The sequence below is a fragment of the Nocardioides aequoreus genome, from assembly GCF_000720335.1.
Classification (GTDB): Bacteria; Actinomycetota; Actinomycetes; order Propionibacteriales; family Nocardioidaceae; genus Marmoricola; species Marmoricola aequoreus.
The window spans coordinates 67,365-93,716 of the sequence record NZ_JOJN01000004.1 but is presented as its reverse complement, the minus strand read 5'-3'; the positions used below and the strand labels follow the sequence as shown (position 1 = coordinate 93,716).

The window sequence follows — 26,352 nt, the reverse complement described above, 5'->3', positions numbered from 1 at the left end:
GCCATGGCCCTGTTCCGCAAGCGCGGCGCGGCACCCCGACCGCCGCTCGCCGACCTCACCAGCACCCTCGACGTGGCCGGCCGCAGCCTCAGACTCGGTGACGTCGCCGTGGGTGCGCGCGTCGACGCCGGTCGCCTCTCCGTCGAGGTCCACCACCCCGACCTCGCGTCGCTCCCCGACGACGAGCGCCTGCTCGCCGCCCAGGAGGTGCTCGCGGCCGCCCTCGGCGACAAGGGCGTGCGTCAGGTCGTCCACCGCCTCACCGCGACGGCATACCCGCCCATCGACTCCTTCGGGCTGGAGAGCCTGCGCTCCTTCGCCCGCTCGCTGGGCGCCGACGTCGACCCCCCGGCCTGAGCGCCGCTACAGCTCGAGTCTCACCACGACCCTCGGCCGGCCGCCGCTGCGGGACGTCGTGGGGCCGACGAGGGCGAAGCCGTGCCGCTCGAAGAGGGCGCGGGTGCCGACGTACGCCAGCACGGCGCTGACCCGCTGTCCGTCGTTGTCGACCGGGTAGCCCTCGACCGCGCTCGCCCTGTGGGCGCGGGCGAGCTCGACGACGCCCTCGAGGAGGTGGCCGGCGACCCCCTGCCCCCGGTGCCCTGTCCGCACCACGAAGCAGGGCGCGACCCAGGTGGCCGCCGGGTCGCCGGGCGGGGGCAGCGTGCGCGAGCGGCTGAGCCGGCCGTACGCCGCGTGCGGACCGGCCGAGGCCCAGCCCACCGCCCGCTCGCCGTCGTAGGCGAGCACACCGGGAGCCGGGTCGCGCCCGCACAGCCCGCGCGCCACGCCGGCCCGCTCCCCCGGGTCGAGGGCCGCCAGCTCTCCCGAGGTCAGCCGCTGCGAGAGGCACCAGCAGGCGGAGGCCCCCGGCGTGGCCGGCCCCACCAGCGTGGCGACGTCGTGGAAGCGCTCGGGCGTGGCCGGTCGGATCTCGATCATGCGGGCAGCATGGTCCCTCAGCAGGACAGGATCAGTCCTCGATGCGACGCCCGTGCTCGTCCCAGTGCGAGGCGACCTTCTTCGAGGGCTGCACCCGCGGCGGCTCCCCCGGCATCTTGGGGTAGTCGGGCGGGTAGTTGGCCTCGCCCTCGGGCGACGCGTCGTACAGCTCGATGAGCGGGGTGAGGTCGCCGGCCGCGTCGTCGATGCCGGCCCACGGGTCGCCGTCGGCCACGCGCTCCGGCACGCTCCACAGGTTGAGCTCGCGCGGGTCGGTCAGCTCGGCCAGCTCCTCCCAGGTGACAGGCGTCGACACGGGGGCGCCCGGCTGCGGGCGCAGGGAGTACGCCGAGGCGATGGTGCGGTCGCGGCAGTTCTGGTTGAAGTCGACGAAGATCCGCTCCCCCCGCTCCTCCTTCCACCACTTGGTGGTCACGCCGTCGTCGCGCTGCTCCAGCGCGCGGCCGAGGCCGAGCGCGGCGTGGCGCACGTCGACGAAGTCCCACCGGGGCTCGATGCGCACGTAGACGTGCACGCCCCGGTTGCCGCTGGTCTTGGCCCACCCGGTCAGGCCGTGCTCGGCCAGCAGCTCCCGGGCGACCCCGGCCACGCGCACGGCGTCGGCGAAGGTCGTGCCCGGCTGCGGGTCGAGGTCGATGCGCAGCTCGTCGGGGTGGTCGTTGTCGTCGCGGCGGGTCGGCCACGGGTGGAAGGTGATCGTGCCCATCTGCGCGCACCAGCCGACGGTCGCCAGGTTGGCCACGCAGACCTCGTCGGCGGGTCGCCCGCTCGGGAAGGCGACCCGGGTCGTCTCGACGTACGCCGGAGCACCCTTGGGCACGCGCTTGGAGTAGAAGGCGTCGCTCTTGTCGCCCCGGCCGGTCGCGAGGTTGATGCCCTCGTGCACGCCCGTGGTCCAGCGCTCGAGCGCCGTCGGGCGGTCTCGCAGGGCGCGCATCACCCCGTCGCCGACGGAGAGGTAGTACTCCACCACCTGCTGCTTGGTGACCTCGGGAGTCCGCTCGGTGGCGGGGTAGATCACCCGGTCGGGGCTGGTGACGCGCACCTCGAGCCCGTCGGCGTCGAGGAGCACGGGCTTGGTCGCCATGGGCACAACCTACGCGCGGGTCAGGCGGGGAGCGGCAGCTCCTCGACCAGCGAGTTGGGTGCGAAGGTCGGCCGCCGGTCGACCAGCTCGCGCGTCGGGCGCACGAACTCGAAGCCGGAGGTCGCCACCATCACCCAGCGCGCGACCGGCTCCCGCTGGCCCATGGAGGCCGGCCAGTCACGCGCCCAGGTGCGCAGCGCGTGCTCGGCGCAGGAGCGGTGGGTCGGCGGGAACCAGAAGGCGTTGCGGGCGGCCTCCTGCTCGCTGCCCAGGAAGACCACCGGCCGGTCGAGGGTCTGCGCGCAGACCCCGCAGATGCGGCTCAGCGCGCACTGCACGACGCGCATCTTGTCGAGGCCGAGGTCGCCCCGGCTGGCGAAGGGGATCGCGCCGATGCCGACGCGGGGCTGGTCGATCATGCGCTCGCCCTCGAGCTCCACCCGCCCAGCTCGCGGCGCTTCTGCTGCCGCTCGGCGTCGCTGAGCCGACCGCGCTGCACCTCGGGACCGTGCGGCCCGTCGGGCCGGTCGGCCTTGGTCATGCGGTTGGGCAGCGAGAGCTTCATGATCGTGCGCAGCGCCTGGCCGTACTGCCGGTGCAGCGGACCGGTGGTGTACGGGATCCCGTACTTCTCGCACAGCGGGCGCACCCGGTCGCTGATCTCGGCGTAGCGGTTGCTCGGCAGGTCGGGGAAGAGGTGGTGCTCGATCTGGTAGCCGAGGTTGCCGCTCATCACGTGCAGCAGCGGGCCGCCGGTGAAGTTGGCCGAGCCGAGCATCTGCCGCAGGTACCACTCGGCGCGGGTCTCGTCCTCGATCTCCTCCTCGCTGAAGTGCAGCGCCCCGTCGGGGAAGTGACCGCAGAAGATGATCATGTAGGACCACAGGTTGCGCATCAGGTTGGCGGTCATGTTGGCGCTCATGGTGCTGCGCCAGGCGGGACCGGTGAGCAGCGGGAAGATGACGTAGTCCTTGCCGACCTGGCGACGCACCTTGCGGCCGATCTGCGCCAGCTGCTTCTTCATCACCTCCGGGTCCTTCTCCATCTTGCGGATGGCCTCGATGTCGAGGTCGTGCAGCGCCACGCCCCACTGGAAGAGCGTCGCGAGCAGGGCGTTGTAGACCGGCTGCCCGAGGTTGGCCGGGTGCCACTTCTGCTCGCGCGCCATCCGCAGGATGCCGTAGCCGATGTCGTTGTCGTGGCCGAGCACGTTGGTGAACTGGTGGTGCACGTAGTTGTGGCTGTGCTTCCACTGCTCGGCCGGCTGGGCGGTGTCCCACTCCCAGGTGCTGGAGTGGATCTCGGGGTCGTTCATCCAGTCCCACTGGCCGTGCATCACGTTGTGGCCGATCTCCATGTTCTCCAGGATCTTGGCCACGCCGAGCATCGCGGTGCCGGCCACCCAGGCCGGCCGCCAGCGGCTGGCGAAGAGCGTGACGCGCCCGGCCGCCGCGAGGCCGCGCTGCACCTTGATGAGGCGGTTGATGTACGCCGCATCGGCGTCGCAGCGCGACTCCTCGATGTCCTGCCGGATCTGGTCCAGCTCACGACCGAGCTCCTCCACCTCCTCGCTGCTGAGGTGGGTGTACTCCTTGACGTCCGCGATGGCCATGTGGCTTCCCTTCGGGTCGGCGGTCGAGCTCGGGGGTCGGTGATCGGGGTGGGTGGTGGAGCCTGGTGAGGCTCAGATGTCGAGGGTGCAGTCGCCCGCGAGCGCGGTGACGCAGGTCTGGATCCGCTCGTTGGGACCCGAGAGCTCCTCACCGCTGCGCAGGTCGCGCACCGTGCCCTCGACGAGCGTGAGCGTGCAGGTGTGGCAGATGCCCATGCGGCAGCCGTAGGGCATGCCGACGCCGGCGGCCTCGCCCGCCTCGAGCACGGTCTCGGCGCCGTCGGCGTCGTAGGACTTGTTGGTGTTGGAGAAGGTCAGCGTGCCGCCCTCGGCGCCGTCGCCCCCGAGGTCGAGCGAGAAGCGCTCGAGGTGCAGCCGCTCCTCGAGCCCGGCCGCCTCGAAGGCCTCCTCGCAGGCGTCGAGCATGGGGGCGGGACCGCACGCGTAGGTCTCGCGCTCGCGCCAGTCGGGGCACAGCTGCTCGAGGTCGTCGGGGAAGGACAGCACGCCGTCGCTGTCGGTGTACTGCTCGTGCAGCGAGAAGCCGTCGTGCTCCTCGGCCAGGCTGCGCAGCTCGTCGCGGAAGATCATCCGCTCCTCGGTGGTCGAGCTGTAGACGAGGCGTACGTCGGGCAGCGAGCCGCGGCGGTGCAGCGTGCGCAGCATCGCCATCACCGGCGTGATCCCGCTGCCGCCGACCAGGAAGAGCATCCGTGCCGGCGGCGGGTCCGGCAGCACGAAGTCGCCCTGCGGCTTGGCCAGCCGGAGGATCGTGCCGGGCTCGAGACCGGAGACCAGGTGCTCGGAGAGGAAGCCCTCCGGCATGGCGCGCACCGTGATCGCGATGGTGCCGCCGGAGCGCCGCGGGGGCGAGGAGACCGAGTAGGAGCGCCAGTGGAACTTGCCGTCGACCTGGATGCCGATGCCGACGTACTGACCGGGCTTGTGGTCGTAGTGCCAGCCCCAGCCGGGACGGATCACGATGGTGGCCGCGTCGTCGGTCTCCCGGACGACCTCCTCGATGCGGCCGCGCAGCTCGCGCGAGGTCCACAGCGGGTTGACCAGGCGCAGGTAGTCGTCGGGGCTCAGCGGCGTGGTGATGCGCGAGCCCACGCGGCGTACGGACTCCCAGCTGATGCGCTCCGCGACCATCCGGCTCCCCTCTCGTGACGTTCCTGCTTGAGTGAACGACTGTCCACTCACGTGGTTATTACCCAGGGGTCACCAACTGAACCAGTGCCGCGCCCCCTTGTCCGGAGAACTACGATCGGGGCATGGGATACGAGGTCGAGAAGACCGACGCGCAGTGGCGCGAGGAGCTCTCCGCGGAGGAGTTCCACGTGCTGCGCCAAGCCGGCACCGAGCGCCCCTTCGTGGGCGAGTACACCGACACCAAGACCGAGGGCGTCTACTCCTGCCGCGCCTGCGGGGCGGAGCTCTTCCGCTCCGAGACCAAGTTCGACTCCCACTGCGGGTGGCCGTCGTTCTACGCGCCGCTCGCCGAGGACCGGGTGGAGTACATCCAGGACAAGAGCTTCGGCCAGGTGCGCACCGAGGTGCGCTGCGCCACGTGCGGCTCCCACCTCGGGCACGTCTTCGAGGGCGAGGGCTACGGCACCCCGACCGACCTGCGCTACTGCATCAACTCGGTGAGCATGAAGCTCGAGCCGGTCAGCGAGACCGCCGAGGGCTAGTCAGCCGACGGGTCGCAGCGCCGAGGTGACGCGGACGACCCCGTCGCCGTACGTCGCGTCGAGCTCGTCCTGGAGCGTGCCGTCGTCGTGCACGACCTCCAGGTCGACGTGCGCCCCCGTGCCCGACACCAGCACGCCGAGGTCGTCGCGCTCCCGGATCTCCTGCGCGACGGCCTCGAGGTCGCGGCGCGAGTGGTCGGCGCGCGAGACGCACACGTCGCCGTCGTACGCCGCCCGCAGCGTGCGCGCGGCTGCCTCACGGGCGGCGGCGTCGCCGGTGACCGTCACGTTGAGCACGAGGCGCTCGGGGTCGCCGGCACCACCCTCGAAGCCGTCGCGCGCGCCGTCGTCGCCCCACACCTGCCCGACCCCGTCGACCTGCTCCGCCAGGAGCAGGGCACGCTGGAAGCCGGCGTCCTGCCAGCCGTCGGGAGGGGCGGGGGCCCACCCGCCGCGCGGCACGCGGCACGGCGTGCCGAAGTCGCTCCCGTCGGACGCCGGGGCCGGGTAGTCGTCGGCGCGAGCGCGTCGCGGGGAGTCGGTGAGGGTGAGGGTCTCGCCGTCCCACGTGCCGGTCACGGCGTACTCGCCCCACCGGACGCCGGAGGCCGACTCGTGCTCGACCGACCGCCAGGACCACCCGGCCACCGCCGGTCCGCCGCACTGCGGCGGGTAGGAATCCGCCACCCCGCCCAGGCAGAGCTCCGGACCACGACCGGCGTCGAGCACGGTGCCGACGGCGGCGTACTCCTGCTCCCGCTCGGGGTCGGGCTGCGGGCTGGACGCGGACCCGGGGCCGCCGGGACCACTGCCGCACGCCGTCACGACCAGCGCCAGCAGGAGGAGCCCCGGGGTCCGCATGGTGGTGCGACGCGCCACGCGCGGCTCGGGTTCCGCCCGGCTCGTCTCCGGCCTCCGTCCAGGGGACGGGTCAGGGCAGCTGGGCCAGCAGCTCCGCGGGCTCGCGGCGTCGCCCGGTGTAGAAGGGCACCTCCTCGCGCACGTGGCGCCGCGCCTCCGAGGCGCGCAGGTGACGCATCAGGTCGACGATGCGGTGGAGCTCGTCGGCCTCGAAGGCCAGCAGCCACTCGTAGTCGCCGAGGGCGAAGCTCGCGACGGTGTTGGCGCGCACGTCGGGGAAGCCGCGGGCCATCTGGCCGTGCTCGGCGAGCATGGCGCGGCGCTCGGAGTCCTCCAGGAGGTACCACTCGTAGGAGCGCACGAAGGGGTAGACGCAGATGTAGTCGCGGGCGTCCTCCCCGGCCAGGAAGGCGGGGATGTGGCTCTTGTTGAACTCCGCAGGACGGTGCAGCGCCACCTGGCTCCACACCGGGTCGAGGCGCCGGCCGAAGCGGGTGGAGCGCAGCTGGTGGTAGGCCGCCTGGACCTGCTCGACGGTCGCGGCGTGCCACCAGACCATGACGTCGGCGTCGGCCCTCAGCCCGGCGACGTCGTAGATGCCACGCGTGACGACGTCGTCGGCCGCGAGCTTGGCGAGGAGGTCGGCGACCTCGGCCGCCTCGGCGTCACGGTCGGCGTCGCCGATCAGGTCGCGGAGCCGGAAGACCGACCACATCGTGTAGCGGATGGTGTCGTTGAGCTCCTTGGCCCGCTTGCCGACGCTGGTCTCGCTGCTCATGGCGCCATTGTGTCAAGGGAGCCCAGCAGCCCCGTCACCGCCAGGTCGGCGGAGGCGATGCAGGCGGGGATGCCGACGCCGTCGTACGCCGCCCCGCACACGGCGAGGCCGGGCAGGCCGGCCACCTGCCGCCGCACCAGCGCCACCCGGTCGAGGTGGCCGACGGCGTACTGCGGCAGCGCACCGCCCCACCGCTGCACGTGGGTGTCGACGGGTCGCAGGTCGCCGCCGAGCGCACGGGCGAGGTCGTCGAGCGCCAGCCGCACCAGCTCGTCGTCGGTGCGCTGCAGCGTGTGCTCCTCGCGGTGGCGGCCGAGCGAGGCACGCAGGAGGAGCAGCCCGTCGCCGCGCTCGCGGACCCAGTCCCACTTGGCGAAGGAGAAGGTCGAGGCCTTGATGTCGCGCCGCTCCGTGGCCGGCACCAGGAAGCCGGAGCCCTCGGTCGCGGGCAGGGCGTCGGCCGGGACGGCGAGGGTCACCACGGCGACCGAGGCCGACTCGATGCGCCCCAGGGCCAGCGCGGCGTCCGGCGCGACGTCGGCGAGGAGTCGCGCGGTCGCGCGGGCCGGGGTGGCCAGCACCACGGCGTCGGCCTCGACGAGCTCGGGGTCGTGGGCCGAGCCCACGACGAGCCGCCAGCCTCCGTCGGCGCGATGCGCGAGGTCGCGCACGGTCGCCCCGGTGCGCACGACGACGCCCGCTCGGCGCAGCGCCGCGGCCACGGACCCGGGCAGCCGGCCGACCCCGCCGTCGATCCCGGCGAAGACAGGGCTCGACGGCGCGCCCGCGGCGGGCAGCACCCCGGCCGCGGCACGCGAGAGCGACCGGTGCCGCTCGAGCAGCGCCACCACCTGCGGCACGGCGGCGCGCGCGGAGATCTCGCGGGCATGGCCGGCGTACACGCCTCCGAGGAGCGGCTCGACGAGACGGTCGACCACCTCGGCGCCCATCCGCTCCTCGACGAGGTCGCCGACGCTGACGTCGCGGCCGGCGAGGTCGGTGGCGGGGAGCACGGTGTCGAGCCGGGCGCGCGCCACCCCACGGGACGAGAGCACGCCCTCGAGCGCGCGCAGGTCGCCGGGGACGCCCATCAGGGTGCGCGGCATCGGCACGAGCCGGGCGGCCGAGCCCTGGCGCAGCCACAGCCGCGCGGCCGTCGTCGCCGGGACGACGAGGTCCTCGGCCAGGCCGACCTCCTCGGCCAGGGCGACGCCCTCGGGACGGCGCCGCAGCATCGCCTCGGCGCCGACGTCGACGCGCACGCCCCCCACCTCGGCGAGGCGCAGCGCACCACCCACGTGCGGCGATCCCTCGAGCACGGTCACCGTCAGGTCGGGACGCCGCTGCGTCAGCCGCCAGGCGGCGGTGAGACCGGCGATGCCGCCTCCCACCACCACGACCTGCCCCACCACTGCAGCGTCGCACACCTGGCCCGGCGGAACCGCCGCGAGGTCCGCGGCGTCCCAGCCGCATGACCCGTCGCCGCCCGCTGCTCCTCCGCCTCGCTGCTCCCACGCTGCTCCTGACCCTGGCGCTGCCGCTCGCGGCGTGCGCCGGGAGCACCTCCACGTCCGACAGCGGCGCCAGTGGCAGCTCGGCCTCCGACAGCGGCGGCGCCGACTCCGGGAGCGAGCCCGCGCCGGCTCCCGACGAGGGGGGCGACGCGGCCCTGGCCCAGGCCGAGGACGGCGACGCGGCCGGCGGGGACGGCGCGGCCGGGCGCGCCGAGCCGATGCAGCGCGCGGTCGTCTCGACCGGTCGCCTCGACCTCCGCACCGACGACGTGGCCCGGGCTCGCGCGCGGGCGCTGAGCCTGGTGCAGGGCTGGGGCGGCCTGGTCGCCGACGAGGAGGCGAGCAGCGACGAGGGTGAGGTGGCCTACACGACCATGACGCTGCGGGTGCCGAGCGAGCGCTTCGCGGCGGCGATGACCGACCTCGCCGGGCTGGGCGAGGTGCAGGACCAGAGCCGCTCCGCCGAGGACGTCACCACCGAGGTCGTCGACGTCGGTGCCCGGGTGCGCGCGCAGGAGCGCAGCGTGCGGCGCATCGAGCAGCTGCTCGCCGAGGCCGAGGACCTCGGCGACGTCATCGCCATCGAGTCGGACCTCGCGCGGCGCCAGGCCGACCTCGACTCCCTGAAGTCGCAGCAGGCCTACCTCGACGACCAGACCTCGCTGTCGACCATCTCGCTGACCCTCGACCGCGAGCCCGGCGACGTACCCGCCGACGACGACGCCACCGGCTTCCTGGCCGGGCTCGACTCGGGCTGGTCGGCGTTGCTCGCCGCCACCACCGTGCTGGCGACCGCCGCCGGCGCGGTGCTCCCCTTCGCCGCCCTCGTGCTGGTGCTCGGCGTGCCGCTGCTGCTCGTCGTACGCCGCCGGCGCGGTCGCGGCACCCCTCCCGCCGAGGCCGCGGCCTAGCGCCCGGCTGCCCCTGCGGCCAGGGCGGCGCTAGCGGGCGCTGGTCTCGTGGACGAAGTCGGTGAGCCGGGCCAGCTGGTCGGGGTCGGTGTCGGGGAGCACCCCGTGACCGAGGTTGAAGACGTGGCCGGAGGCCTGCTCCCCCGCCCGCAGCACCTCGGCGGCGCGGGCGAGCATGACCTCGGTCGGGGTGAAGACCAGGGTCGGATCGAGGTTGCCCTGCACCGCCCGGCCCCCGACGCGGGCGATGCCGTCGGCGAGCGGCACCCGCCAGTCGACCCCGACCACGTCGGCGCCCGCCTCGCCCATCAGCCCGAGCAGCTCGCCGGTGCCGACGCCGAAGTGGATCCGCGGCACGTCGTGCGCCGCCACGGCCTGGAGCACGCGGGCCGACCACGGCATCACCGAGGCGGCGTAGTCGGAGGGCGACAGGGCGCCCGCCCAGGAGTCGAAGAGCTGCACCGCCGAGGCGCCGGCGGCGATCTGCACCTCGAGGTAGGCGGCGGAGATGCCGGCGATCTTGTCCATCAGCGCGGCCCAGACCTCGGGCGCGCCCAGCATCATCGCCTTGGTGCGGGCGTGGTCCTTGGAGGGCCCGCCCTCCACGAGGTACGACGCGACCGTGAAGGGCGCGCCGGCGAAGCCGATCAGCGGCGTCGCGCCGAGCTCGCCGACCAGGGTGCGCACCGACTCGGTGACGAAGTCGACGTGCTCGGGCGTGAGGTCGGGGATCGCCGCGACGTCGGCCAGCGTGCGCACCGGCTCGGCGACCACCGGGCCGACCCCGGGCTTGATGTCGAGGTCGACGCCGACCGCCTTGAGCGGCAGCACGATGTCGCTGAAGAAGATGGCGGCGTCGACGCCGTAGCGTCGGACGGGCTGCAGGGTGATCTCCACGACCAGGTCGGGACGCATGCAGGACTCGAGCATCGTGATGCCCTCGCGCAGCCGGCGGTACTCCGGCAGCGAGCGGCCCGCCTGCCTCATGAACCACACCGGTGTGTGCGACGGCTGCTCGCCCCGGGCGGCGCGGAGGAAGGGGGCGTCGTGCAGCGGGGAGGGCATGCCCCGATCCTCCCAGGTCAGGCGGCGAGTCGAGGACGCGGTCCCGGCGATGCGGCCTAGTCTGGCGGCATGGCGGCACCCGACCACCCCCGTCGCGACCCGCGACGGGAGCAGGCACCCGCACCGCCCGAGTTCACTCGGGCGGTGGCCCAGCTGCACGCCGCCACGACGCGCCCCGAGGTGCTCGTGGAGCAGATGCCCGCCCCCCAGCGCATCGCCCCGCACGCCGCGGCGCTCAGCGCCGACGTCGTCGTCGACGGCGAGGAGACCGGCTCGGGCCGGCTGGTGCTGCTGCACGACCCCGCCGGCAACGACGCGTGGGACGGCACCTTCCGCTGCGTCGCCTACGCCCGCGCCGAGATCGACCCCGAGCTCGTGCAGGACCCCGTGCTGGCCGAGGTCGGCTGGAGCTGGCTGGTCGAGGCGCTCGACGCGCACGGCGCGGCGTACTCCGCCCCCTCCGGCAGCGTCACCTGCGTGGCCTCCCAGGGCTTCGGCGGCATGGCCGAGGAACCACAGACCGCGCAGCTGGAGATCCGGGCGTCGTGGTCGCCGACCGGCGACATCACGCCCCACGTCGAGGCGTGGAGCGAGCTGCTGTGCACCGCGGTGGGGCTGCCGCCGGTGCCCGAGGGCGTCGCCGTGATGCCCTCGCGTCGAGCGCATCGCGGCCCCGCCTGATGGCCCCCGACACTCTCGACGACGAGGCCCACGACGCGACCGACCGCTCGGAGCAGTCACCGCCGCCCGAGGAGCCCGAGCAGCTGCCGCTGCTGACCCTGCGCGACGGGCTGCCCCCGGTCACCGACACCGAGCCGGCCCTGGCCGAGGTGGTCGAGGCGATCGCGAGCGGCACGGGCGCCGTGGCCATCGACGCCGAGCGCGCGTCCGGCTACCGCTACTCCTCGCGCGCCTACCTGATCCAGCTGCGGCGCGAGGGCTCCGGCAGCGCCCTGGTCGACCCCATCCCCTTCGACGACCTCCGCGCGCTCGACGCCGCCATCGGCGACGCCGAGTGGATCCTGCACGCCTCGACCCAGGACCTGCCCTGCCTGCGCGAGGTGGGCCTGGTCCCCCGCCGGCTCTTCGACACCGAGCTCGCGGCCCGGCTGCTCGGCTACCCGCGCGTCGGCCTCGCCACGCTCGTCGAGACCATCGTCGGGCGCCGGATGCGCAAGGAGCACTCGGCCGTCGACTGGTCCAAGCGACCGCTGCCCGAGCCGTGGCTGGAGTACGCCGCGCTCGACGTGGAGGTGCTCCTCGAGCTGCGCGACGTGCTCGCCACCCAGCTGGTCGCCGAGGGCAAGCAGCGCTGGGCCGAGGAGGAGTTCGCCCACCTGCTCGGCTTTGCGCCCACCCCCCGCACCGACCCGTGGCGGCGTACGTCGGGCATCCACAAGGCCAAGGGACGACGCGCCCTCGCGGCCGTGCGCGAGCTCTGGACGACGCGCGACGACCTCGCCCGCCAGCGCGACACCACCGCCGGCCGCCTGCTCCCCGACAGCGCGCTGATCGCCGCTGCCAACGCGCTGCCCACCAGCCCCAAGGCACTGCTCGACACCCCCGGCTTCCACGGCCGCGCGGCCCGCCGCAGCTCCGCCGACTGGGTCGCCGCCCTCGACCGTGCCCGCGCCCTCGACGAGCGCGAGCTGCCGCCGGTCACGGTGCGCAGCGACGCGCCGCCGCCTCCGCGCACCTGGGTCGACCGCGACCCCCAGGCCGCCGCGCGGCTCACCGTCGCCCGCGACCTCGTCACCGCCTTCTGCGAGGAGCACAGGCTGCCGGTCGAGAACCTGCTGACGCCCGACTACCTGCGCCGCGTGCTCTGGAAGCCGCCCAAGGCCGAGGCCGAGCAGCTCCCCGAGGCGGTCGCCGAGGCCCTGCGCACGCTCGGTGCCCGCGAGTGGCAGGTCGAGCTGACCGCGCCGATGATCACCACCGCGATCCTGCAGGCGCGCGCCGAGGCCTGACGCGCCTACGGCGTCGCGTCCTCCGTGGGCTCGGGGGTCTGCGACGGCTCCTCGCCCTCGTCGTCGCCCTCCTCGTCTCCCTCGTCCGAGGTGACCAGCAGGGGCACCGAGGCGGCGTCGATGGCGGCGAGCCGGTCCTCGAGCGGGTCGATCAGCGGGTCGGTGAAGAGGCGCTCCAGCTGCCGGCTGGCGACCGCGCTCACCGATCCCCAGTTCTCGCTGGCGGGCTGCGGCTCGATGTCGCGCATCTCGCGGGCGTAGACCATGGAGTGGAGCGGCCGCTCGCCGGACTGCAGGAACGACTCGCTCCCCAGGCTCTCGACGTTGGTCGGCACGACGGCACCCGTCTCGGCCAGGGCGTTCTGCGACTCCGTGCTGATGAGGTCGACCAGCAGGTCGGCCGCGGCCTCCTGCGCGTCCTCGGGCGAGTCCGCGGAGAGGCAGAGCCCCGACATGCGACCGCTCGTGGCGCCCGTGTCGATCACCGGCATCGGCATCACGTCGAAGGTGAGCTCGGGGGTCTCGCGCAGCGTCGCCACCAGGTCGCGGTAGCCGAGCATCATGCCGAGCTGACCGTCGATGAAGCGCTCCAGCGCCGGCTTGCGCTCCAGCGCCCGGGGCCCGAAGGTCAGCGCCGGGTCGCGCACCACGGTCAGCAGCTGCTCCATCGCCTCGGCGCTGGCGTCGTCGGAGAAGGTCAGCGTCGTGGGCGCCGCGACGTCGTCGGCGATCGCCCCGCCACCGGACCAGACGAAGGGCGCGACCTGGTCGAGCGTCGGAGCGACGTACAGACCACGGACGCCGCGTGCCTGCGGCTGGCTCGCGCCCCGGGCGAACTCCTCGAGGGTCCAGCCGCGCTGCTGGCTGATGTCGCGGCGGCCCTCCTCCGCGATCTCGCCGAGCTCGACCAGCTGCGGGTTGTAGTAGACGACGAGCGGGGAGACGTCGACGGGCATGCACTGCAGCGCCGCGTCACGTCCGAAGGCCTCGAGGCCGCGGCGGTTGTAGCCGTCGCCGAAGTCGACCTGCCGGGCGGAGAGGAGGTCGTCGACGCGCCGCAGCGCCCCGCTCGTGGCGAGGCCCGCCAGATCGTCGAGACCGGCCAGGAAGAGGTCGGGTGGGTCGCCCGCCGCGCGGTCCTGCCGCAGCGCGGCCATCGCCTGCGCCCGGCCGCCGTAGGTCTTGACCTCGAGCTCGACGCCCTGCATGCCGCCCGCCCAGACCTCGGCGAGCCGCCGGTAGGTGTCGGTGACGGACTTCGGCCCGTAGACCGACATGGTGAGCTGGGTGCCCGGGGGTGCCGACGACGCCGTGGGCGTGGGCTCCCCGTCGGGGCTGCCGTCGGCGGCACAGCCGGCGGCCAGCAGTGACCCGGCCAGCACCGCGCTGATCGCCGCGACGACCCGTCGTCGTGACCCTCGCACCAGCCGCCGCACCACTGTCCTTCCCCTGGGGAGCCGTTCGGCCCCGCCCCGTCACGCCCCGGACACGATAGCCGGGAGGGTGGTGACGCCCGGACACCCGTCGGGGGCGGCGGGGACACGCCTGCCCGCGTCGTACGGCCTCCGGATGACCGCCCCGCCCTACCCTGGGCCCATGCCTTCCTCCCCCCGACGCAGGGTCACCTGGCGCGCGCTCGCGCCCCTGTCGACGCTGCTGCTCCTGGGCTCGCTGGTCGCGTGCGGCAGCGACGACGAGCCGGACGCCGCCCCCTCGCCCTCGGCGTCCGAGTCCGCCGACGAGACGCCCACGCCGAGCCCCAGCGAGACCCCGACGGAGTCGGCCAGTGCCTCGCCGAGCGCGAGCGACACGCCCACGACGTCGCCGACACCTTCGGAGAGCGCGCCCAGCAAGCCGGCGACGCTGCGCGACGCGCTGCTCCCCGCGAGCGAGCTGCCGGGGCTCAACGAGGAGTCGTCGTGGACGGCCGCAGGCACCGGCCCGGTGGGCACCCGGCCCTTCGGCTGGTGCGCCCAGTTCGACGCCCTCACCATCGGGGCGCGCGACGGCGTGCAGCGGCAGCTCCGCTCCGGCGACGACCGCGCCGCGCAGCAGGTGCTCGACTTCGTCGACGAGACCAACGCCGTGCGCGCGGAGCGCGTCTTCCGCAGCTGGCACCAGGACTGCCGGCGTGGCGACGTCACCGTCCGGCCCGTCCAGCAGGTCGACGCGGGCGGGGCCACGGCGTGGTGGTACCTCTCGAGCACCGGTCGCGCTGGCGGCCAGTGGGAGTCCTTCGGCCTCGCCCGCTCGGGCAACCGCGTCACGCTGCTCCGCATGCAGCACGCCGGGCAGGACCACAGCTACCCGCGTGGGCAGGACCCGCTCGAGCTCGGCCTGCAGGCGGCCGCGTCGAGGCTCGGCTAGGGGCCCTGGCGCCGGCCGGGCCTCGCTGGTCAGGATGGTGACATGAGCGAGCGCCGCCACCACCGTCCGTCGATGCCCGGCGCGCGTCACTTCGAGGCCATCGAGGGCTCCACCGACCCCGCCGAGCTCGGCGTCGCCGCCGAGCGTGCCGCGACCGCCCTGGTGCGCGGCGGGCGCAGCCACGCCGACCAGGCGCTGGTCGACCGGGTGGTGCACCTCGCCGACGTGGAGGGGCTCGACACGCTCGCCGAGCTGTGGTCGGGCGCGGCTGCCGACTCCCTCGCGGGGTCGCTGTGGCGGCTGTACCTGCTGCGGACCTGGGTGCACGCCTCCCCCGCCGTCGCGGCCGAGGAGTTCGACCGCGGTCGCGCCCACGTGCCGGTGAGCGAGGTGGTCTCGGGGGTGGTCGAGCCACCCGGACCGCGCGAGGTGCGCCTGCTGGTCGACCAGGTGCTGCGCGGCGTGGTGCAGGGCGACTTCGCCGACACGCTCTTCCGCGCCGCGGCCTTCGCCCGCGTCACCGCGGCCGGTCGCGCCCACGACGAGCGCGAGCACGACCGCTACGACGCCGACCTGTCGGCGGCGCGGCTGCTCACGCTGGCCGAGCAGCTCGAGCGCGCCGCGCGGCTGGAGCTCGCCGGCACGCTGTCCTGAGCAGGTGCTGCGCCGGCTACAGGTGCGGCCGGGCGGCCGCCACCACGCGCTCGAAGGTGGCACGATCGAGCGCGGCGCCCTCGCGACGCACGTCGCCGACCTGGAGCCGCAGCACCCGGTTGGTGCGGACCTCGCTGGCACGCCCCTGCCGGTCCCAGGCGCCGCTGCCGACGTCCATCCACTCGCGACCGGCGCGACGCTCCTGCTCCACGTCGCGGTCGTGGTCCTTCGAGGTCATGGCCAGCGCGAGCAGCGTCGCGCCCTCGGTCCCGACCACGAGCACCGGACGGTCCTTGCCCCGGCTGGGGTCGTCCTCGTAGGGCACCCAGGCCCAGACGACCTCGCCGGGATCGGGCCGGCCGTCGGCTCGCGGCGCGTAGGAGACGTCGGTGTCGGGCGCGGCGACGGTGCCGGGCGGCGCGGCGGCCTCCGCGACGCGTCGTACGGCGCGTCGCAGGAGGCCGGCGAGGGGGCGGGGTGCTCGCACTGGACCTCCTGCGGAAGCTTGGGCGTCGGGCCGGGAGCGCCTCACGGCGCGTGGCCGCTCGTAGCGGCTTGTTGTGGGACCCGGGGCTGCCGCGGCCCGACGCCTGCCCAACCATACAAGCGAACCCGATGTTCCCGTGGCACATCGCGCCCGCTGTGCACAACCTCACGCCGGGTGTCGCCGCGTCATCCCAGGAGCTTGCGGATCCGGGCGTCGGAGACGGCCTCGGAGGTGCCCAGGTGCTGGGCCCAGAGGCTCACCCGGTACTCCTCCAGCAGCCAGCGCACCCGACGCAGTCCCGCGTCCGGCGGCACGCCCTCGGGCAGCGCCTCCACCTGGTGCCGCCAGGCCTCCTGCAGCGGCACCACACGGTCCATCAGCTCGCGGTCGCGCCGCAGGTCGCCGAGACGGTCCAGCCGCTCGGACATCGCGCGCAGGTAGCGCGGGTAGTCGCGCAGCCGAGCGGGTCCCGCCTCGCCGACGAAGCCGGGGGCCATCAACCGCTCGAGCTGGCCGCGCATGTCGTTCATCGCCGGGAGCGCCGCCATCTCGACCCGGCCGCGCAGCGACTTCTCGACCGGGCGCCAGGTCTCCAGCACGCGCAGCACCTGCTGCAGCACCGCCTCGGCGTCGCGCCGCAGCTCGCGCCGCGCCCGCTCGACGAGGGCGTCGTACGCCGCGCGGTCGCGCACCGGGGGCGAGGCGTCGACCAGGGCGGTGGCCGCCGCGACCACGCAGTCGGCGGCGAGGGCACGGGCGTCGGGGTAGGGCGAGGCCGCGAGCCCGAGCTTGGCGGCGTTGTCGAGCCCCTCGAGCAGCGCGGCCGGCGACACGGGCACGGCGAGCAGCACCAGCCGGCGCACGCCCAGCCGGTGACGCGCCTCCTGCTCGCGCTCGGACGCCGCGACGACGAGCCCCACCGTGTCGCCCTCGTCGACCAGCGCCGGGTAGCCGCGCACCTCGTGGCCCGCGCGGGTGCGTGTGAAGGACTCCTCCACCGTGCCGAAGGTCCACGTCGTCTGGCCGGTCGCGCCGACCCCGGACTCGGCGGCGACCTGGTGCACGGCCGCGTCGAAGGAGGCCCGGAGCGGACGCTTGAGCTCCTCGAGGTCCTTGCCCGCCGCCACCTCCTGCTGGTCCTCGTCGACCACGCGGAAGCGGGGCCGTAGGTGGGCGGGCACGCGGTCGAGGTCCCACGCCTCGCGCGGCACCAGGATCCCGGTCGTGGCCCGGCACCAGCGCGACAGCGCGTCGAGCAGGTCCTCCTCACCGGGTGGCACCGCCTCGAGGAAGCGACGCGCGACGTCGGGGGCGGGCACGAAGCTGACGCGCAGCCGCTTGGGCAGCGAGCGGATCAGCGCCGTCACCAGCTCGTGGCGCAGGCCCGGCACGTTCCAGCTGAAGGGCGCCGGCCCGACGGTGTTGAGGGTGGCCAGCGGCACGTCGACGGTGACGCCGTCGTCGTCGGCCCCCGGCTCGAAGTGGTAGCGCAGCGAGAAGGTCAGCGGTCCGTCGGCCCAGGCGTCCGGGAAGTCGCCCTCGGTCACCTGGTCGGCGGTGTCGTGCACCAGCATCGCGGGGTCGAAGGTCAGCAGGTCGGGACGACGCCGCCGCTCCTGCTTCCACCAGGTGTCGAAGTGCGCCCCGGAGACGACCTCGGGCGGGATCCGCGCGTCGTAGAAGTCGACGAGGGTCTCCTCGTCGACCACGATGTCGCGGCGGCGCGAGCGCCGCTCGAGCTCCGCGGCGTCGTCGAGCAGCTCGCGGTTGGTCTCGAAGAAGCGGTGCCGGGCCCGCCACTCGCCGCCGACGAGCGCGTGCCGGATGAAGAGCTCCCGCGCGGTCTCGGGATCGCGGCTCCCCAGCCCCACGGTGCGGTCGGCGACCAGCGGCACGCCGTACAGCGTCACCCGCTCGCGGGCCAGGGCCTGCTCCCGCTTGCGCGACCAGTGGGGCTCGGAGAGCTGCCGCGAGACCAGGTCTCCCGCGAGCTCCTCGGCCCACTCGGGCCGGATCGCGGCGACCTGCCGGGCGAAGAGCCGCGAGGTCTCGACCAGCTCGCCGGCCATCACCAGGTCGGGCTGCTTCTTGGCCACCGCGGAGCCGGGGAAGATCGCGAAGCGGGTCCCGCGCGCCCCGAGGTACTCCGTCATCGGGCGTCGCGCCCGCTCGCGCCCACCGCGCGGCTTCTCGGCCACCTCCTTGAGCCCGATGTGGGAGAGCAGCCCGGCGAGCAGCGCCCGGTGGATGCCGTCGGCGTCGGGCTGGTCGGCGACCGGACCCGGTTTGAGGCCGACCTGCTTCGCCACCTGGCGCAGCTGCGACTCGAAGTCCTGCCACTCGCGCACGCGCAGGTAGTTCAGGTGCTCCTCGCGGCACATCCGCCGGAAGGAGCTGGAGCCCCGCTCCTGCTGCTGCTCGCGCAGGTGCCGCCAGAGGTTCAGCAAGGTCAGGAAGTCGCTGGTCGGGTCGCGGAAGCGGGCGTGCAGCTGGTCGGCGTGCGCGCGGTGCTCGACCGGCCGCTCGCGCGGGTCCTGCAGCGACAGCGCGGCGGTGACCACGAGCACCTCGCGCAGGCAGCCCTCGCGGTCGGCCTGCAGGATCATCCGGCCCAGGCGCGGGTCGATGGGCAGCCGGGCCAGCGAGCGCCCGGTGCGGGTGAGGCGGCCCTGGCGCAGCGCGCCGAGCTCCTCGAGCAGCTGCACCCCCGCGCGCACGGCGCGCGTGTCGGGCGGGTCGAGGAAGGGGAAGCGATCGACCTCGCCGAGGCGCAGCGAGGTCATCTGCAGGATCACGCTGGCCAGTGACGTGCGCAGGATCTCGGGGTCGGTGAAGCGCGGTCGGCTCTCGAAGTCCTCCTCGCTGTAGAGGCGCACCGCCACGCCCGCCTCCACCCGGCCGCAGCGTCCTGAGCGCTGCTGCGCGCTGGCCTGGCTCACCGGCTCGATGGGCAGCCGCTGCACCTTGGTGCGGGTCGACCAGCGGCTGACCCGCGCGAGCCCGGTGTCGATGACGCCGGTGACGCCCGGGACGGTCAGCGAGGTCTCGGCGACGTTGGTCGCGAGCACGACGCGCCGCCGGGTGTGCCGCTCGAAGACGCGGTGCTGCTCCTTGCTCGAGAGCCGGGCGTAGAGCGGCAGCACGTCGAAGCCGCCCACCCCGTTGCCCCGCCCCTCCGCCAGCCCGCTGAGGGCCTCGGCGGCGTCGCGGATCTCGCGCTCGCCGGGCAGGAAGACCAGCACGTCGCCCGCGGTGTCGCGCACCAGCTCGGCCACCGCGTCTCGGATCGCCTCGGTCTGGTCGCGCAGGACCGCCTCGCCGTCCTCGTCGTCGTACGACTCCTCCAGCAGCGGCCGGTAGCGGACCTCGACGGGATAGGTGCGCCCGGAGACCTCGATGACCGGCGCCGGGCGGCCCTGGGCGTCGGCGAAGTGCGCGGCGAAGCGGTGCGGGTCGATCGTCGCCGACGTGATCACGACCTTGAGGTCGGGACGCCGGGGCAGCAGCCGCTTGAGGTAGCCGAGGATGAAGTCGATGTTGAGGCTGCGCTCGTGCGCCTCGTCGATGATGAGGGTGTCGTAGCGACGCAGGTCGCGATCGTGCTGCAGCTCGGACAGCAGGATGCCGTCGGTCATCACCTTGACGCGGCTGCGCTCGCTCGCCCGCTGGGTGAAGCGCACCTGGTAGCCGACGAGGTCGCCGATCTCGGTGCCGAGCTCCTCGGCGATGCGCTCGGCCACGCTGCGCGCCGCGATCCGCCGGGGCTGGGTGTGGCCGATCATCCCGGCGCTGCCCCGGCCGAGCGCCAGCGCGATCTTGGGCAGCTGCGTGGTCTTGCCCGACCCCGTCTCTCCCGCGACCACCACGACCTGGTGCTCGCGGATCGCCTCGGCGATGTCGTCACGGCGTGCCGAGACCGGCAGCTCGGGTGGGAAGGCGATCCGGAGGTCGGTCTCGGGCTGGGGTGCGCTCACAACCCGACCAGTCTGACGCAGGGGGCGTCAGGACGGCGCTCCGGTCAGGTGGTCGGGTCGTCCTGGCCGGAATCGGGCGCCGTGCCGTCCGGCGTCATCCCGTCCGGCGGCGTCATCCCGTCCGGCGGCGTCATCCCGTCCGGCGGCGTCATGTCGTCGGGCGCCGTGCCGCCGGGTGGCGCCGGCCGGCCGTCGTCATCGTCGTCGTCGCGACCGCGCTGGCCCCAGCCGCCCTGGCCCGGACCCTGGCCGGGCGAGAGGTAGCCCATGCCGGGACCGTGCCCGCCGCGGCCGTCGCGACCCCCGTCCCTGGTGTCGCCGGAGGCCGAGGCGATCGCGGCGCCGGCGGCACCGCCGAGCAGGACCGCCACGACGCCGACCACCACCACCCCCTTCCACCCCGAGACATGGGGACGCACCCGCTCGCGCATCGATGCGCGGGACGAGTCGGAAGGACTTGCTGCGGGACGGTCGGCAGGGTCGGGGTCCGGTGCCTGCATCGGACGGGTGTCGTCGGTCATGCCGGGAAGCCTGCGACGGCCGCCTGTGCGGACGCTGTGACGGCGCCCAGGGCGCCCTGGGCATCTGGGTGATGCGCGAGATCGACTCACAGGTGACTCACAGCGTGCCCACGGGTCCGCCACGCACAGGTGGCGCACAGTGGGGGCATGAAGAACGCCGCTCCTGAGCTCACCCGGCCCGACGGGAGCCCCCTGCGCGTGCTGGTCGTCGACGACGAGCAGAACATCGCCGAGCTGCTCCGCATGGCGCTGCGCTACGAGGGCTGGGACGTCGAGGTGGCGCTCACCGGCAGCAAGGCGGTCTCGACGGCCAAGCAGCACCGCCCCGACTCGGTGGTGCTCGACATGATGCTGCCGGACTTCGACGGCATGGAGGTGCTGCGGCGGATGCGCGCCGACCAGCCCGACGTACCGGTGCTCTTCCTCACCGCCCGCGACTCCGTCGAGGACCGCGTCGCCGGGCTGACGGCGGGAGGCGACGACTACGTCACCAAGCCCTTCTCGCTGGAGGAGGTGGTGGCGCGGCTGCGCGCCCTGATGCGGCGCGCCGGCGCCCGCCACGCGGAGTCCGACTCCACCCTCACCGTCGGCGACCTCACGCTCGACGAGGACAGCCGCGAGGTCGTGCGCGACGGCGAGGAGATCTCACTGACCGCCACCGAGTTCGAGCTGCTCCGCTTCCTGATGCGCAACCCGCGCCGGGTGATGAGCAAGGCCCAGATCCTCGACCGGGTGTGGAACTACGACTTCGGCGGCCAGGCCAACGTGGTGGAGCTCTACATCTCCTACCTGCGCAAGAAGATCGACGCCGGCCGCGCGCCGATGATCCACACCATGCGGGGCGCCGGCTACGTGCTCAAGCCCGCCGACCCGGCCTAGCCTGACGCCCGTGCTGTCGCGCCTGCTCCCCCGCACCCTGACCGCGCGCCTCGTGGTCACCGCGGTCGGACTCGTCGCCGTGGTGTCGCTGGTCATCGCGACGCTGACCACGCTGGCCATCCACCGCTCGCTGGTCGACCGGCTCGACTCCGACGTGCAGTCGGCACTGCGCCGCGTCACCGAGATGCCGATGCCCGGCAGCCCCCCGCGCGAGGCGCCGTACGGCGATCTCGACGACGACCGCCCGGGGCCGGGCAACCAGGCGCCCGGCACGCTCATCGGCTTCCTCGACGGCACCGGATCGCGGGCCTTCGTGCTCACCGAGGCCTACGACGAGCCCCGGGACCTGCCCGACGAGGCGGTCGAGGAGCTGGACGACGTACCGGTCGACGGCCGCGTGCACGCGGTCGACCTCGAGGGCGCCGGCGACTACCGGGTGGCCGCCCGCACGCTGCGCGACGGCACCACCCTCGTCAGCGGGCTGCCCACCCGCGACGTCGATGACACCGTCGCCGCGCTGCTCGGGATCGAGCTGCTGCTGACGCTGCTCGGGGTGGGTGCCGCCGCCGGTCTCGGCGTCGTGCTCGTACGCCGCCAGCTCCGGCCGCTGACCGAGGTGGCCGCCACCGCCGACCGGGTCTCGCGGCTCCCGCTCGGCGCCGGCGAGATCGACCTCGACGAGCGTGTGCCCGACCACCTCACCGACGAGCGCACCGAGACCGGGCAGGTCGGGGCCGCGCTCAACCGGCTGCTGGTCCACGTCGAGTCGTCGCTGGAGGCGCGGCACCGCAGCGAGCAGCAGGTGCGGCAGTTCGTGGCCGACGCCTCCCACGAGCTGCGCACGCCGCTGGCCACCATCCACGGCTACGCCGAGCTGTCACGGCGTACGCCCGACGACCCGGTGTCGCTCGGCTCGGCGCTGCACAAGGTCGAGACGGAGGCCGACCGGATGTCGGCGCTGGTGGAGGACCTGCTGCTGCTGGCCCGGCTCGACGCCGGCCGGCCGCTGGAGCGCGCCGAGGTCGACCTCACGCACCTGCTGCTCGAGTCGGTCACCGACGCGCGGGTGCTCGGCCCGGACCACCACTGGCGGCTCGCGCTGCCCGACGAGCCCTTGACCGTCACCGGCGACGAGCACCGCCTGCACCAGGTCGTCCGCAACCTGCTCGGCAACGCCCGCGCCCACACCCCGCCCGGCACCACGGTCACCGTCGCTGCGGCCCCGACCGCGCAGGGCGACGGCGTACGTCTCACCGTGCACGACGACGGCCCCGGGCTCGGGCCCGGGCTCGCGGCCGAGGCCTTCGACCGCTTCACTCGCGGCGACAGCTCGCGTACCCGCTCCTCGGGGGGCGCCGGCCTCGGCCTCTCCCTGGTCGCCGCGATCGCGGAGGCCCACGGCGGCACGGCCCAGGTCGGCTCCGAGCCCGGCGACACGACCTTCGCCGTCACCCTCCCCCGCTGACACGTCACTCCCTGACCGCCGACACGTCACTGCCTGACCACCGACACGTCACTGCCTGGCACGACCCCACCCCGTGGTGTCAGCCAACTCTCGGCGGTCAGCCAGTGACCTCTCGGCAGTCAGCCAGTGACCTCTCGGCAGTCAGCCAGTGACCTCTCGGCGGTCAGCCAGTGACCTCTCGGCGGGGAGCGGTGCACAGGTCGGGCACAGGCGGGAGCCACGGTGCTCGCAGGTGGGGCGGTGAGCGTGGGCCCCATGACGACGAGTGCCCTGTCCCGGTCGGCCACGGAGCCGCCCGGGGGTCCCGCCCCGACCACCTCACGCGCCCAGACCCCAGCCCGGTCCCGAGGATCTCGGGTGTGGCGGGGCGACCCGGACGAGCCGGCGTGGGCGCGACCGGCGCTCCTCGCGCTCCTGGGAGGTACGGCGCTGCTGTACCTGTGGGGCCTCGGCGAGAGCGGCTGGGCCAACTCCTTCTACTCCGCCGCGGCCCAGGCAGGCTCGGAGTCCTGGACCGCCTTCTTCTTCGGCTCCAGCGACGCCGGCAACGCGATCACCGTCGACAAGACGCCGCTGGCGCTGTGGCCGATGGCGCTCTCGGTACGCCTCTTCGGTCTCTCGACCTGGAGCATCCTGGTGCCGCAGGCGCTCATGGGCGTCGCGACGGTGTGGCTGCTCCACCGCACCGTGCGGCGTACGACGGGCTCCGCGGCCGCCGGCCTCGTCGCGGGGGCCGTCATGGCGCTCACCCCGGTGGCGGTGCTGATGTTCCGCTTCAACAACCCCGACGCGCTGCTCGTGCTGCTGCTCGTCGGCTCGGCCGCGGCGACCCTCCGCGCGGTGGAGGAGGCCCGGCCCGAGGCCGGCGCCGGACGGCCCGTGCGCTGGCTGGTCCTGGCGGGCGCCCTGGTGGGCCTGGCCTTCCTGGCCAAGATGCTGCAGGCCTTCCTGGTGCTGCCCGCCCTGGGCCTGACCTACCTGCTCTTCGCCCGCACCCCCGTCGGCCGGCGACTGCTGCACCTGCTCGCGGCCCTCGGCGCCATGCTGCTCGCCGGCGGGTGGTGGGTCGCGGTGGTCGAGCTGTGGCCCGCGGGCAGCCGGCCCTACATCGGCGGCTCGCAGTCCGACTCGATCCTCGAGCTGACCCTCGGCTACAACGGGCTCGGACGGCTCAACGGGGAGGAGACCGGCTCCGTCGGCGGGCAGATGGGCTGGGGGGAGACCGGCCTGCTGCGGCTCTTCGACAGCGAGATCGGCGGCCAGGTCGCCTGGCTGCTCCCCGCTGCCCTCGTGCTCGGCGCCGTGGCCCTGTGGCTGGTACGCCGCCACGCCCGGCTCGCCCCCGCGCTCACCCTGTGGCTGACCTGGCTCGTCGTCACCGGCCTCACCTTCAGCCTCATGGCCGGCATCTTCCACGCCTACTACACCGTGGCGCTGGCCCCGGCGGTCGCCGCGCTGGTCGGCGTCGGTGGCTGGGTGCTCTGGGAGCGGCGCGACCGCCTGGTCGCCACCGGCACGCTCGCCTTCGCCGCCGCCCTCACCGCGGTGCTGGGCTTCGCACTGCTCAGCCGAGCCGAGGGCTTCGCACCCGGGCTGCGCTGGGTCGTGCTCGTCGGCGGGCTCGGCTGCGCCCTCCTGCTGGCGGGTCTCGGCCGGCTCCCCCGCCGCCTCGCGGCCGTCGCCGTCGTCGCGTCGCTCGTGGTCGCCCTGGCCGGCCCGGCGGCGTACTCCCTCAGCACGGCGGCGACGCCCCACACCGGGTCGATCCCGAGCGCGGGGCCCTCGACCGGCGGCTTCGGCGGCGGGATGCCGGGCGGCATGCCCGGTGCCGCACGCGGCCAGGCACCTGGCGGGGCGACCGGCCAGGCACCCGGGGGTGCAACCGGAGGACCGGGCGGCGGGGTCGGCGGGCTGCTCAGCGGCAGCGAGTCGACCACCGAGATCACGGCGCTGCTGCAGCAGGACGCCGCGCTCTACACCTGGGCGGCCGCGACCGTCGGCTCCAACTCGGCGGCCGGCTACCAGCTGGCCAGCGAGGAGCCGGTGATGTCGATCGGCGGCTTCAACGGCAGCGACCCGAGCCCGACCCTCGCGCAGTTCCAGGAGTACGTCGCGAGCGGCCAGGTGCACTGGTTCATCAGCGGTGGCGGCGCCGGGCCGGGTGGCTCGCAGGGAGGCAGCAGCACGGCGGCCGAGATCACGGCGTGGGTGGAGAGCAGCTTCACCGCGCAGACCGTCGACGGCGTGACGATGTACGACCTCTCCGGGGGTGCCCGGTGAGCGACCCCGCCGCGCTGTCCGGCGTACCCGAGGTCCTCGCGGGCGGCCTGCCGGTCGCCACCGTGCTCGACGTCGTGATCCCGGTCTACAACGAGGAGACGCAGCTCGAGGCCTCGGTGACCCGCGTCGTGGAGCACCTGGCGACGCTGCCGTGGAGCGCGAGGGTCACCATCGCCGACAACGCCAGCACCGACCAGACCCCGCTGATCGCGCGGCGCCTGGCGCACCGCCACCCCGACGTCCGCGTGGTGCACCTGGAGGAGAAGGGCCGTGGCCGGGCCCTGAAGCGAGCGTGGTCGACGTCGGGGGGCTCGGTGCTCGTCTACATGGACGTCGACCTCTCCACCGACCTCGGCGCGCTGCTGCCGCTCGTGGCGCCGCTCGTCAGCGGTCACTCCGACCTCGCGATCGGCACCCGGCTGAGCCGGGCGTCGCGGGTCGTGCGTGGCCCCCGCCGGGAGCTGATCAGCCGCGGCTACAACGCGCTGCTGCGTACGACGCTGCGTGCGCGCTTCAGCGACGCGCAGTGCGGCTTCAAGGCCATCCGGCGCGACGCCGCCGCCGAACTGCTCCCGCTGGTGCACGACGACGCGTGGTTCTTCGACACCGAGCTCCTGGTCGTCGCCGAGCGCGCCGGACTGCGGATCCACGAGGTGCCGGTCGACTGGGTCGACGACCCCGACAGCAGCGTCGACGTGCTGCGGACGGCGCTCGAGGACCTGCGCGGCATCGCCCGCCTCGGCACCGCCCTGCTGCGCGGCGACCTGCCGCTGCGCGAGGTCGGCGAGCGGCTCGGACGCACCAGCTCGGAGGCCGGGCGTGGACGGCTGGGCATGCAGATCGGCGTCTTCGTGATGATCGGCGTGCTCTCGACGCTGGCCTACGCGCTGCTCTACGTCGTCCTGCGCAGCGTCGCGATGTCACCGTGGTGGGCCAACTTCACCGCCCTGCTGGTCACCGCGGTCGCCAACACCGGCGCCAACCGGCGCTTCACCTTCGGCGTCCGCGGTCCACGGCGGCTGCTGCGCCACCAGGTGCAGGGGCTGGTGGTCTTCGGCGTCGGGCTCGGCGTCACCTCGGGTGCGCTGTGGCTGCTGCACGCCGCGGGCTCCCCCACCGCCGCCGTCGAGGTCGTCGTGCTGACCCTGGCCAACCTGGCCGTCACCGTGCTCCGCTTCGCCGCGCTCCGGTTGTGGGTCTTCGCCCGCCGACCCGCCTGAGATGAGCCCCCATCCGCCTGAGATGTCGACATCTCAGGCGGATGGGCGTG

General features: G+C 74.4%; 24 protein-coding genes. 11 read left to right on the top strand and 13 right to left on the bottom strand.

Annotated features, from left to right (window positions below):
• Positions 1 to 3 precede the first annotated feature (3 nt).
• Positions 4 to 357, top strand: a complete 354-nt coding sequence (locus IG63_RS0109320) for a hypothetical protein (protein ID WP_030484104.1) — start codon at positions 4 to 6, stop codon at positions 355 to 357.
• A gap of 6 nt (positions 358 to 363) precedes the next feature.
• On the opposite strand, the gene IG63_RS0109315 is transcribed toward IG63_RS0109320, so the two are convergent.
• From IG63_RS0109315 to IG63_RS0109295, 5 genes are all read right to left on the bottom strand, one after another.
• The gene (locus tag IG63_RS0109315; RefSeq protein ID WP_030484103.1) at positions 364 to 942 is read right to left on the bottom strand and encodes a GNAT family N-acetyltransferase; all 579 of its coding nucleotides are present in this window, start codon (positions 940 to 942) and stop codon (positions 364 to 366) included.
• 31 nt (positions 943 to 973) lie between these two features.
• Positions 974 to 2,050 (bottom strand): DNA polymerase domain-containing protein, encoded by a 1,077-nt coding sequence (locus tag IG63_RS0109310; protein ID WP_030484102.1) that lies wholly within the window; start codon positions 2,048 to 2,050, stop codon positions 974 to 976.
• A 20-nt stretch (positions 2,051 to 2,070) separates the two neighbouring features.
• Positions 2,071 to 2,469 carry a hypothetical protein gene (locus IG63_RS0109305; RefSeq protein ID WP_157210096.1) on the bottom strand — a complete coding sequence of 133 codons (399 nt, stop codon included), beginning with the start codon at positions 2,467 to 2,469 and terminating at the stop codon, positions 2,071 to 2,073.
• On the bottom strand, positions 2,466 to 3,662 hold the full coding sequence (locus IG63_RS0109300) for a fatty acid desaturase family protein (protein WP_030484100.1): 1,197 nt from the start codon (positions 3,660 to 3,662) through the stop codon (positions 2,466 to 2,468). Before IG63_RS0109300 ends, IG63_RS0109305 begins: the two co-directional genes overlap by 4 nt.
• A gap of 72 nt (positions 3,663 to 3,734) precedes the next feature.
• Positions 3,735 to 4,814 (bottom strand): ferredoxin reductase, encoded by a 1,080-nt coding sequence (locus tag IG63_RS0109295; RefSeq protein ID WP_030484099.1) that lies wholly within the window; start codon positions 4,812 to 4,814, stop codon positions 3,735 to 3,737.
• A gap of 122 nt (positions 4,815 to 4,936) precedes the next feature.
• Between IG63_RS0109295 and msrB the strand changes: the two genes are divergently transcribed.
• On the top strand, positions 4,937 to 5,356 hold the full coding sequence (gene msrB, locus IG63_RS0109290) for a peptide-methionine (R)-S-oxide reductase MsrB (protein WP_030484098.1): 420 nt from the start codon (positions 4,937 to 4,939) through the stop codon (positions 5,354 to 5,356).
• Here msrB and IG63_RS21480 read toward each other — a convergent pair whose 3' ends face one another.
• The 3 genes from IG63_RS21480 to hemG are packed head-to-tail and all read right to left on the bottom strand — an operon-like array spanning position 5,357 to position 8,404.
• Positions 5,357 to 6,235 (bottom strand): hypothetical protein, encoded by an 879-nt coding sequence (locus tag IG63_RS21480; RefSeq protein ID WP_051706480.1) that lies wholly within the window; start codon positions 6,233 to 6,235, stop codon positions 5,357 to 5,359.
• 52 nt (positions 6,236 to 6,287) lie between these two features.
• Complete coding sequence (gene hemQ, locus IG63_RS0109280) at positions 6,288 to 6,995, bottom strand: hydrogen peroxide-dependent heme synthase (protein ID WP_030484096.1); 708 nt, start codon at positions 6,993 to 6,995, stop codon at positions 6,288 to 6,290.
• The gene (gene hemG, locus IG63_RS0109275; protein WP_030484095.1) at positions 6,992 to 8,404 is read right to left on the bottom strand and encodes a protoporphyrinogen oxidase; all 1,413 of its coding nucleotides are present in this window, start codon (positions 8,402 to 8,404) and stop codon (positions 6,992 to 6,994) included. The genes hemQ and hemG overlap by 4 nt, the downstream gene beginning before the upstream one ends.
• A 62-nt stretch (positions 8,405 to 8,466) precedes the next feature.
• Between hemG and IG63_RS0109270 the strand changes: the two genes are divergently transcribed.
• A complete protein-coding gene (locus tag IG63_RS0109270; protein ID WP_030484094.1) occupies positions 8,467 to 9,420 on the top strand; it encodes a DUF4349 domain-containing protein in 954 nt (317 codons plus the stop codon).
• Between the two features lie 30 nt (positions 9,421 to 9,450).
• Here IG63_RS0109270 and hemE read toward each other — a convergent pair whose 3' ends face one another.
• Entirely contained in the window at positions 9,451 to 10,485 is a 1,035-nt protein-coding gene (hemE, locus tag IG63_RS0109265; protein ID WP_030484093.1) for a uroporphyrinogen decarboxylase, read from the bottom strand.
• Between the two features lie 69 nt (positions 10,486 to 10,554).
• Here hemE and IG63_RS0109260 point away from each other — a divergent pair, with 69 nt between their 5' ends.
• Together IG63_RS0109260 and IG63_RS0109255 are read left to right on the top strand one after the other, a co-directional pair.
• Positions 10,555 to 11,166, top strand: a complete 612-nt coding sequence (locus tag IG63_RS0109260; protein ID WP_051706479.1) for a DUF3000 domain-containing protein — start codon at positions 10,555 to 10,557, stop codon at positions 11,164 to 11,166.
• Complete coding sequence (locus IG63_RS0109255; RefSeq protein WP_030484091.1) at positions 11,166 to 12,455, top strand: ribonuclease D; 1,290 nt, start codon at positions 11,166 to 11,168, stop codon at positions 12,453 to 12,455. The genes IG63_RS0109260 and IG63_RS0109255 overlap by 1 nt, the downstream gene beginning before the upstream one ends.
• A 5-nt stretch (positions 12,456 to 12,460) precedes the next feature.
• On the opposite strand, the gene IG63_RS0109250 is transcribed toward IG63_RS0109255, so the two are convergent.
• Positions 12,461 to 13,891 carry an ABC transporter substrate-binding protein gene (locus tag IG63_RS0109250; RefSeq protein WP_030484090.1) on the bottom strand — a complete coding sequence of 477 codons (1,431 nt, stop codon included), beginning with the start codon at positions 13,889 to 13,891 and terminating at the stop codon, positions 12,461 to 12,463.
• 160 nt (positions 13,892 to 14,051) lie between these two features.
• On the opposite strand from IG63_RS0109250, the gene IG63_RS22620 reads away from it, so the two are divergent.
• Both IG63_RS22620 and IG63_RS0109235 read left to right on the top strand, forming a co-directional pair.
• Positions 14,052 to 14,822 (top strand): hypothetical protein, encoded by a 771-nt coding sequence (locus tag IG63_RS22620; protein WP_157210094.1) that lies wholly within the window; start codon positions 14,052 to 14,054, stop codon positions 14,820 to 14,822.
• 42 nt (positions 14,823 to 14,864) lie between these two features.
• Complete coding sequence (locus IG63_RS0109235) at positions 14,865 to 15,476, top strand: hypothetical protein (RefSeq protein WP_030484087.1); 612 nt, start codon at positions 14,865 to 14,867, stop codon at positions 15,474 to 15,476.
• A 16-nt stretch (positions 15,477 to 15,492) separates the two neighbouring features.
• Here the strand turns inward: IG63_RS0109235 and IG63_RS23025 are convergent, their stop codons facing one another.
• The 3 genes from IG63_RS23025 to IG63_RS0109220 form a co-directional block, all read right to left on the bottom strand.
• Positions 15,493 to 15,963, bottom strand: coding sequence for a type II toxin-antitoxin system PemK/MazF family toxin (locus tag IG63_RS23025; RefSeq protein ID WP_036194978.1), 471 nt, complete (start codon positions 15,961 to 15,963; stop codon positions 15,493 to 15,495).
• Between the two features lie 185 nt (positions 15,964 to 16,148).
• Positions 16,149 to 19,937, bottom strand: coding sequence for an ATP-dependent RNA helicase HrpA (gene hrpA, locus IG63_RS0109225; protein WP_030484085.1), 3,789 nt, complete (start codon positions 19,935 to 19,937; stop codon positions 16,149 to 16,151).
• 44 nt (positions 19,938 to 19,981) lie between these two features.
• A complete protein-coding gene (locus IG63_RS0109220; protein WP_157210093.1) occupies positions 19,982 to 20,458 on the bottom strand; it encodes a hypothetical protein in 477 nt (158 codons plus the stop codon).
• A gap of 147 nt (positions 20,459 to 20,605) precedes the next feature.
• Between IG63_RS0109220 and IG63_RS0109215 the strand changes: the two genes are divergently transcribed.
• The 4 genes from IG63_RS0109215 to IG63_RS0109200 all read left to right on the top strand — a co-directional run bounded on the left by IG63_RS0109215 (position 20,606) and on the right by IG63_RS0109200 (position 26,302).
• Positions 20,606 to 21,337, top strand: a complete 732-nt coding sequence (locus tag IG63_RS0109215) for a response regulator transcription factor (RefSeq protein WP_030484083.1) — start codon at positions 20,606 to 20,608, stop codon at positions 21,335 to 21,337.
• A gap of 10 nt (positions 21,338 to 21,347) precedes the next feature.
• On the top strand, positions 21,348 to 22,802 hold the full coding sequence (locus IG63_RS0109210) for a sensor histidine kinase (RefSeq protein WP_245604375.1): 1,455 nt from the start codon (positions 21,348 to 21,350) through the stop codon (positions 22,800 to 22,802).
• Between the two features lie 357 nt (positions 22,803 to 23,159).
• The gene (locus IG63_RS0109205; RefSeq protein ID WP_051706475.1) at positions 23,160 to 25,082 is read left to right on the top strand and encodes a mannosyltransferase YkcB-related protein; all 1,923 of its coding nucleotides are present in this window, start codon (positions 23,160 to 23,162) and stop codon (positions 25,080 to 25,082) included.
• A complete protein-coding gene (locus tag IG63_RS0109200) occupies positions 25,079 to 26,302 on the top strand; it encodes a bifunctional glycosyltransferase family 2/GtrA family protein (RefSeq protein ID WP_245604374.1) in 1,224 nt (407 codons plus the stop codon). The genes IG63_RS0109205 and IG63_RS0109200 overlap by 4 nt, the downstream gene beginning before the upstream one ends.
• Positions 26,303 to 26,352: the final 50 nt, after the last annotated feature.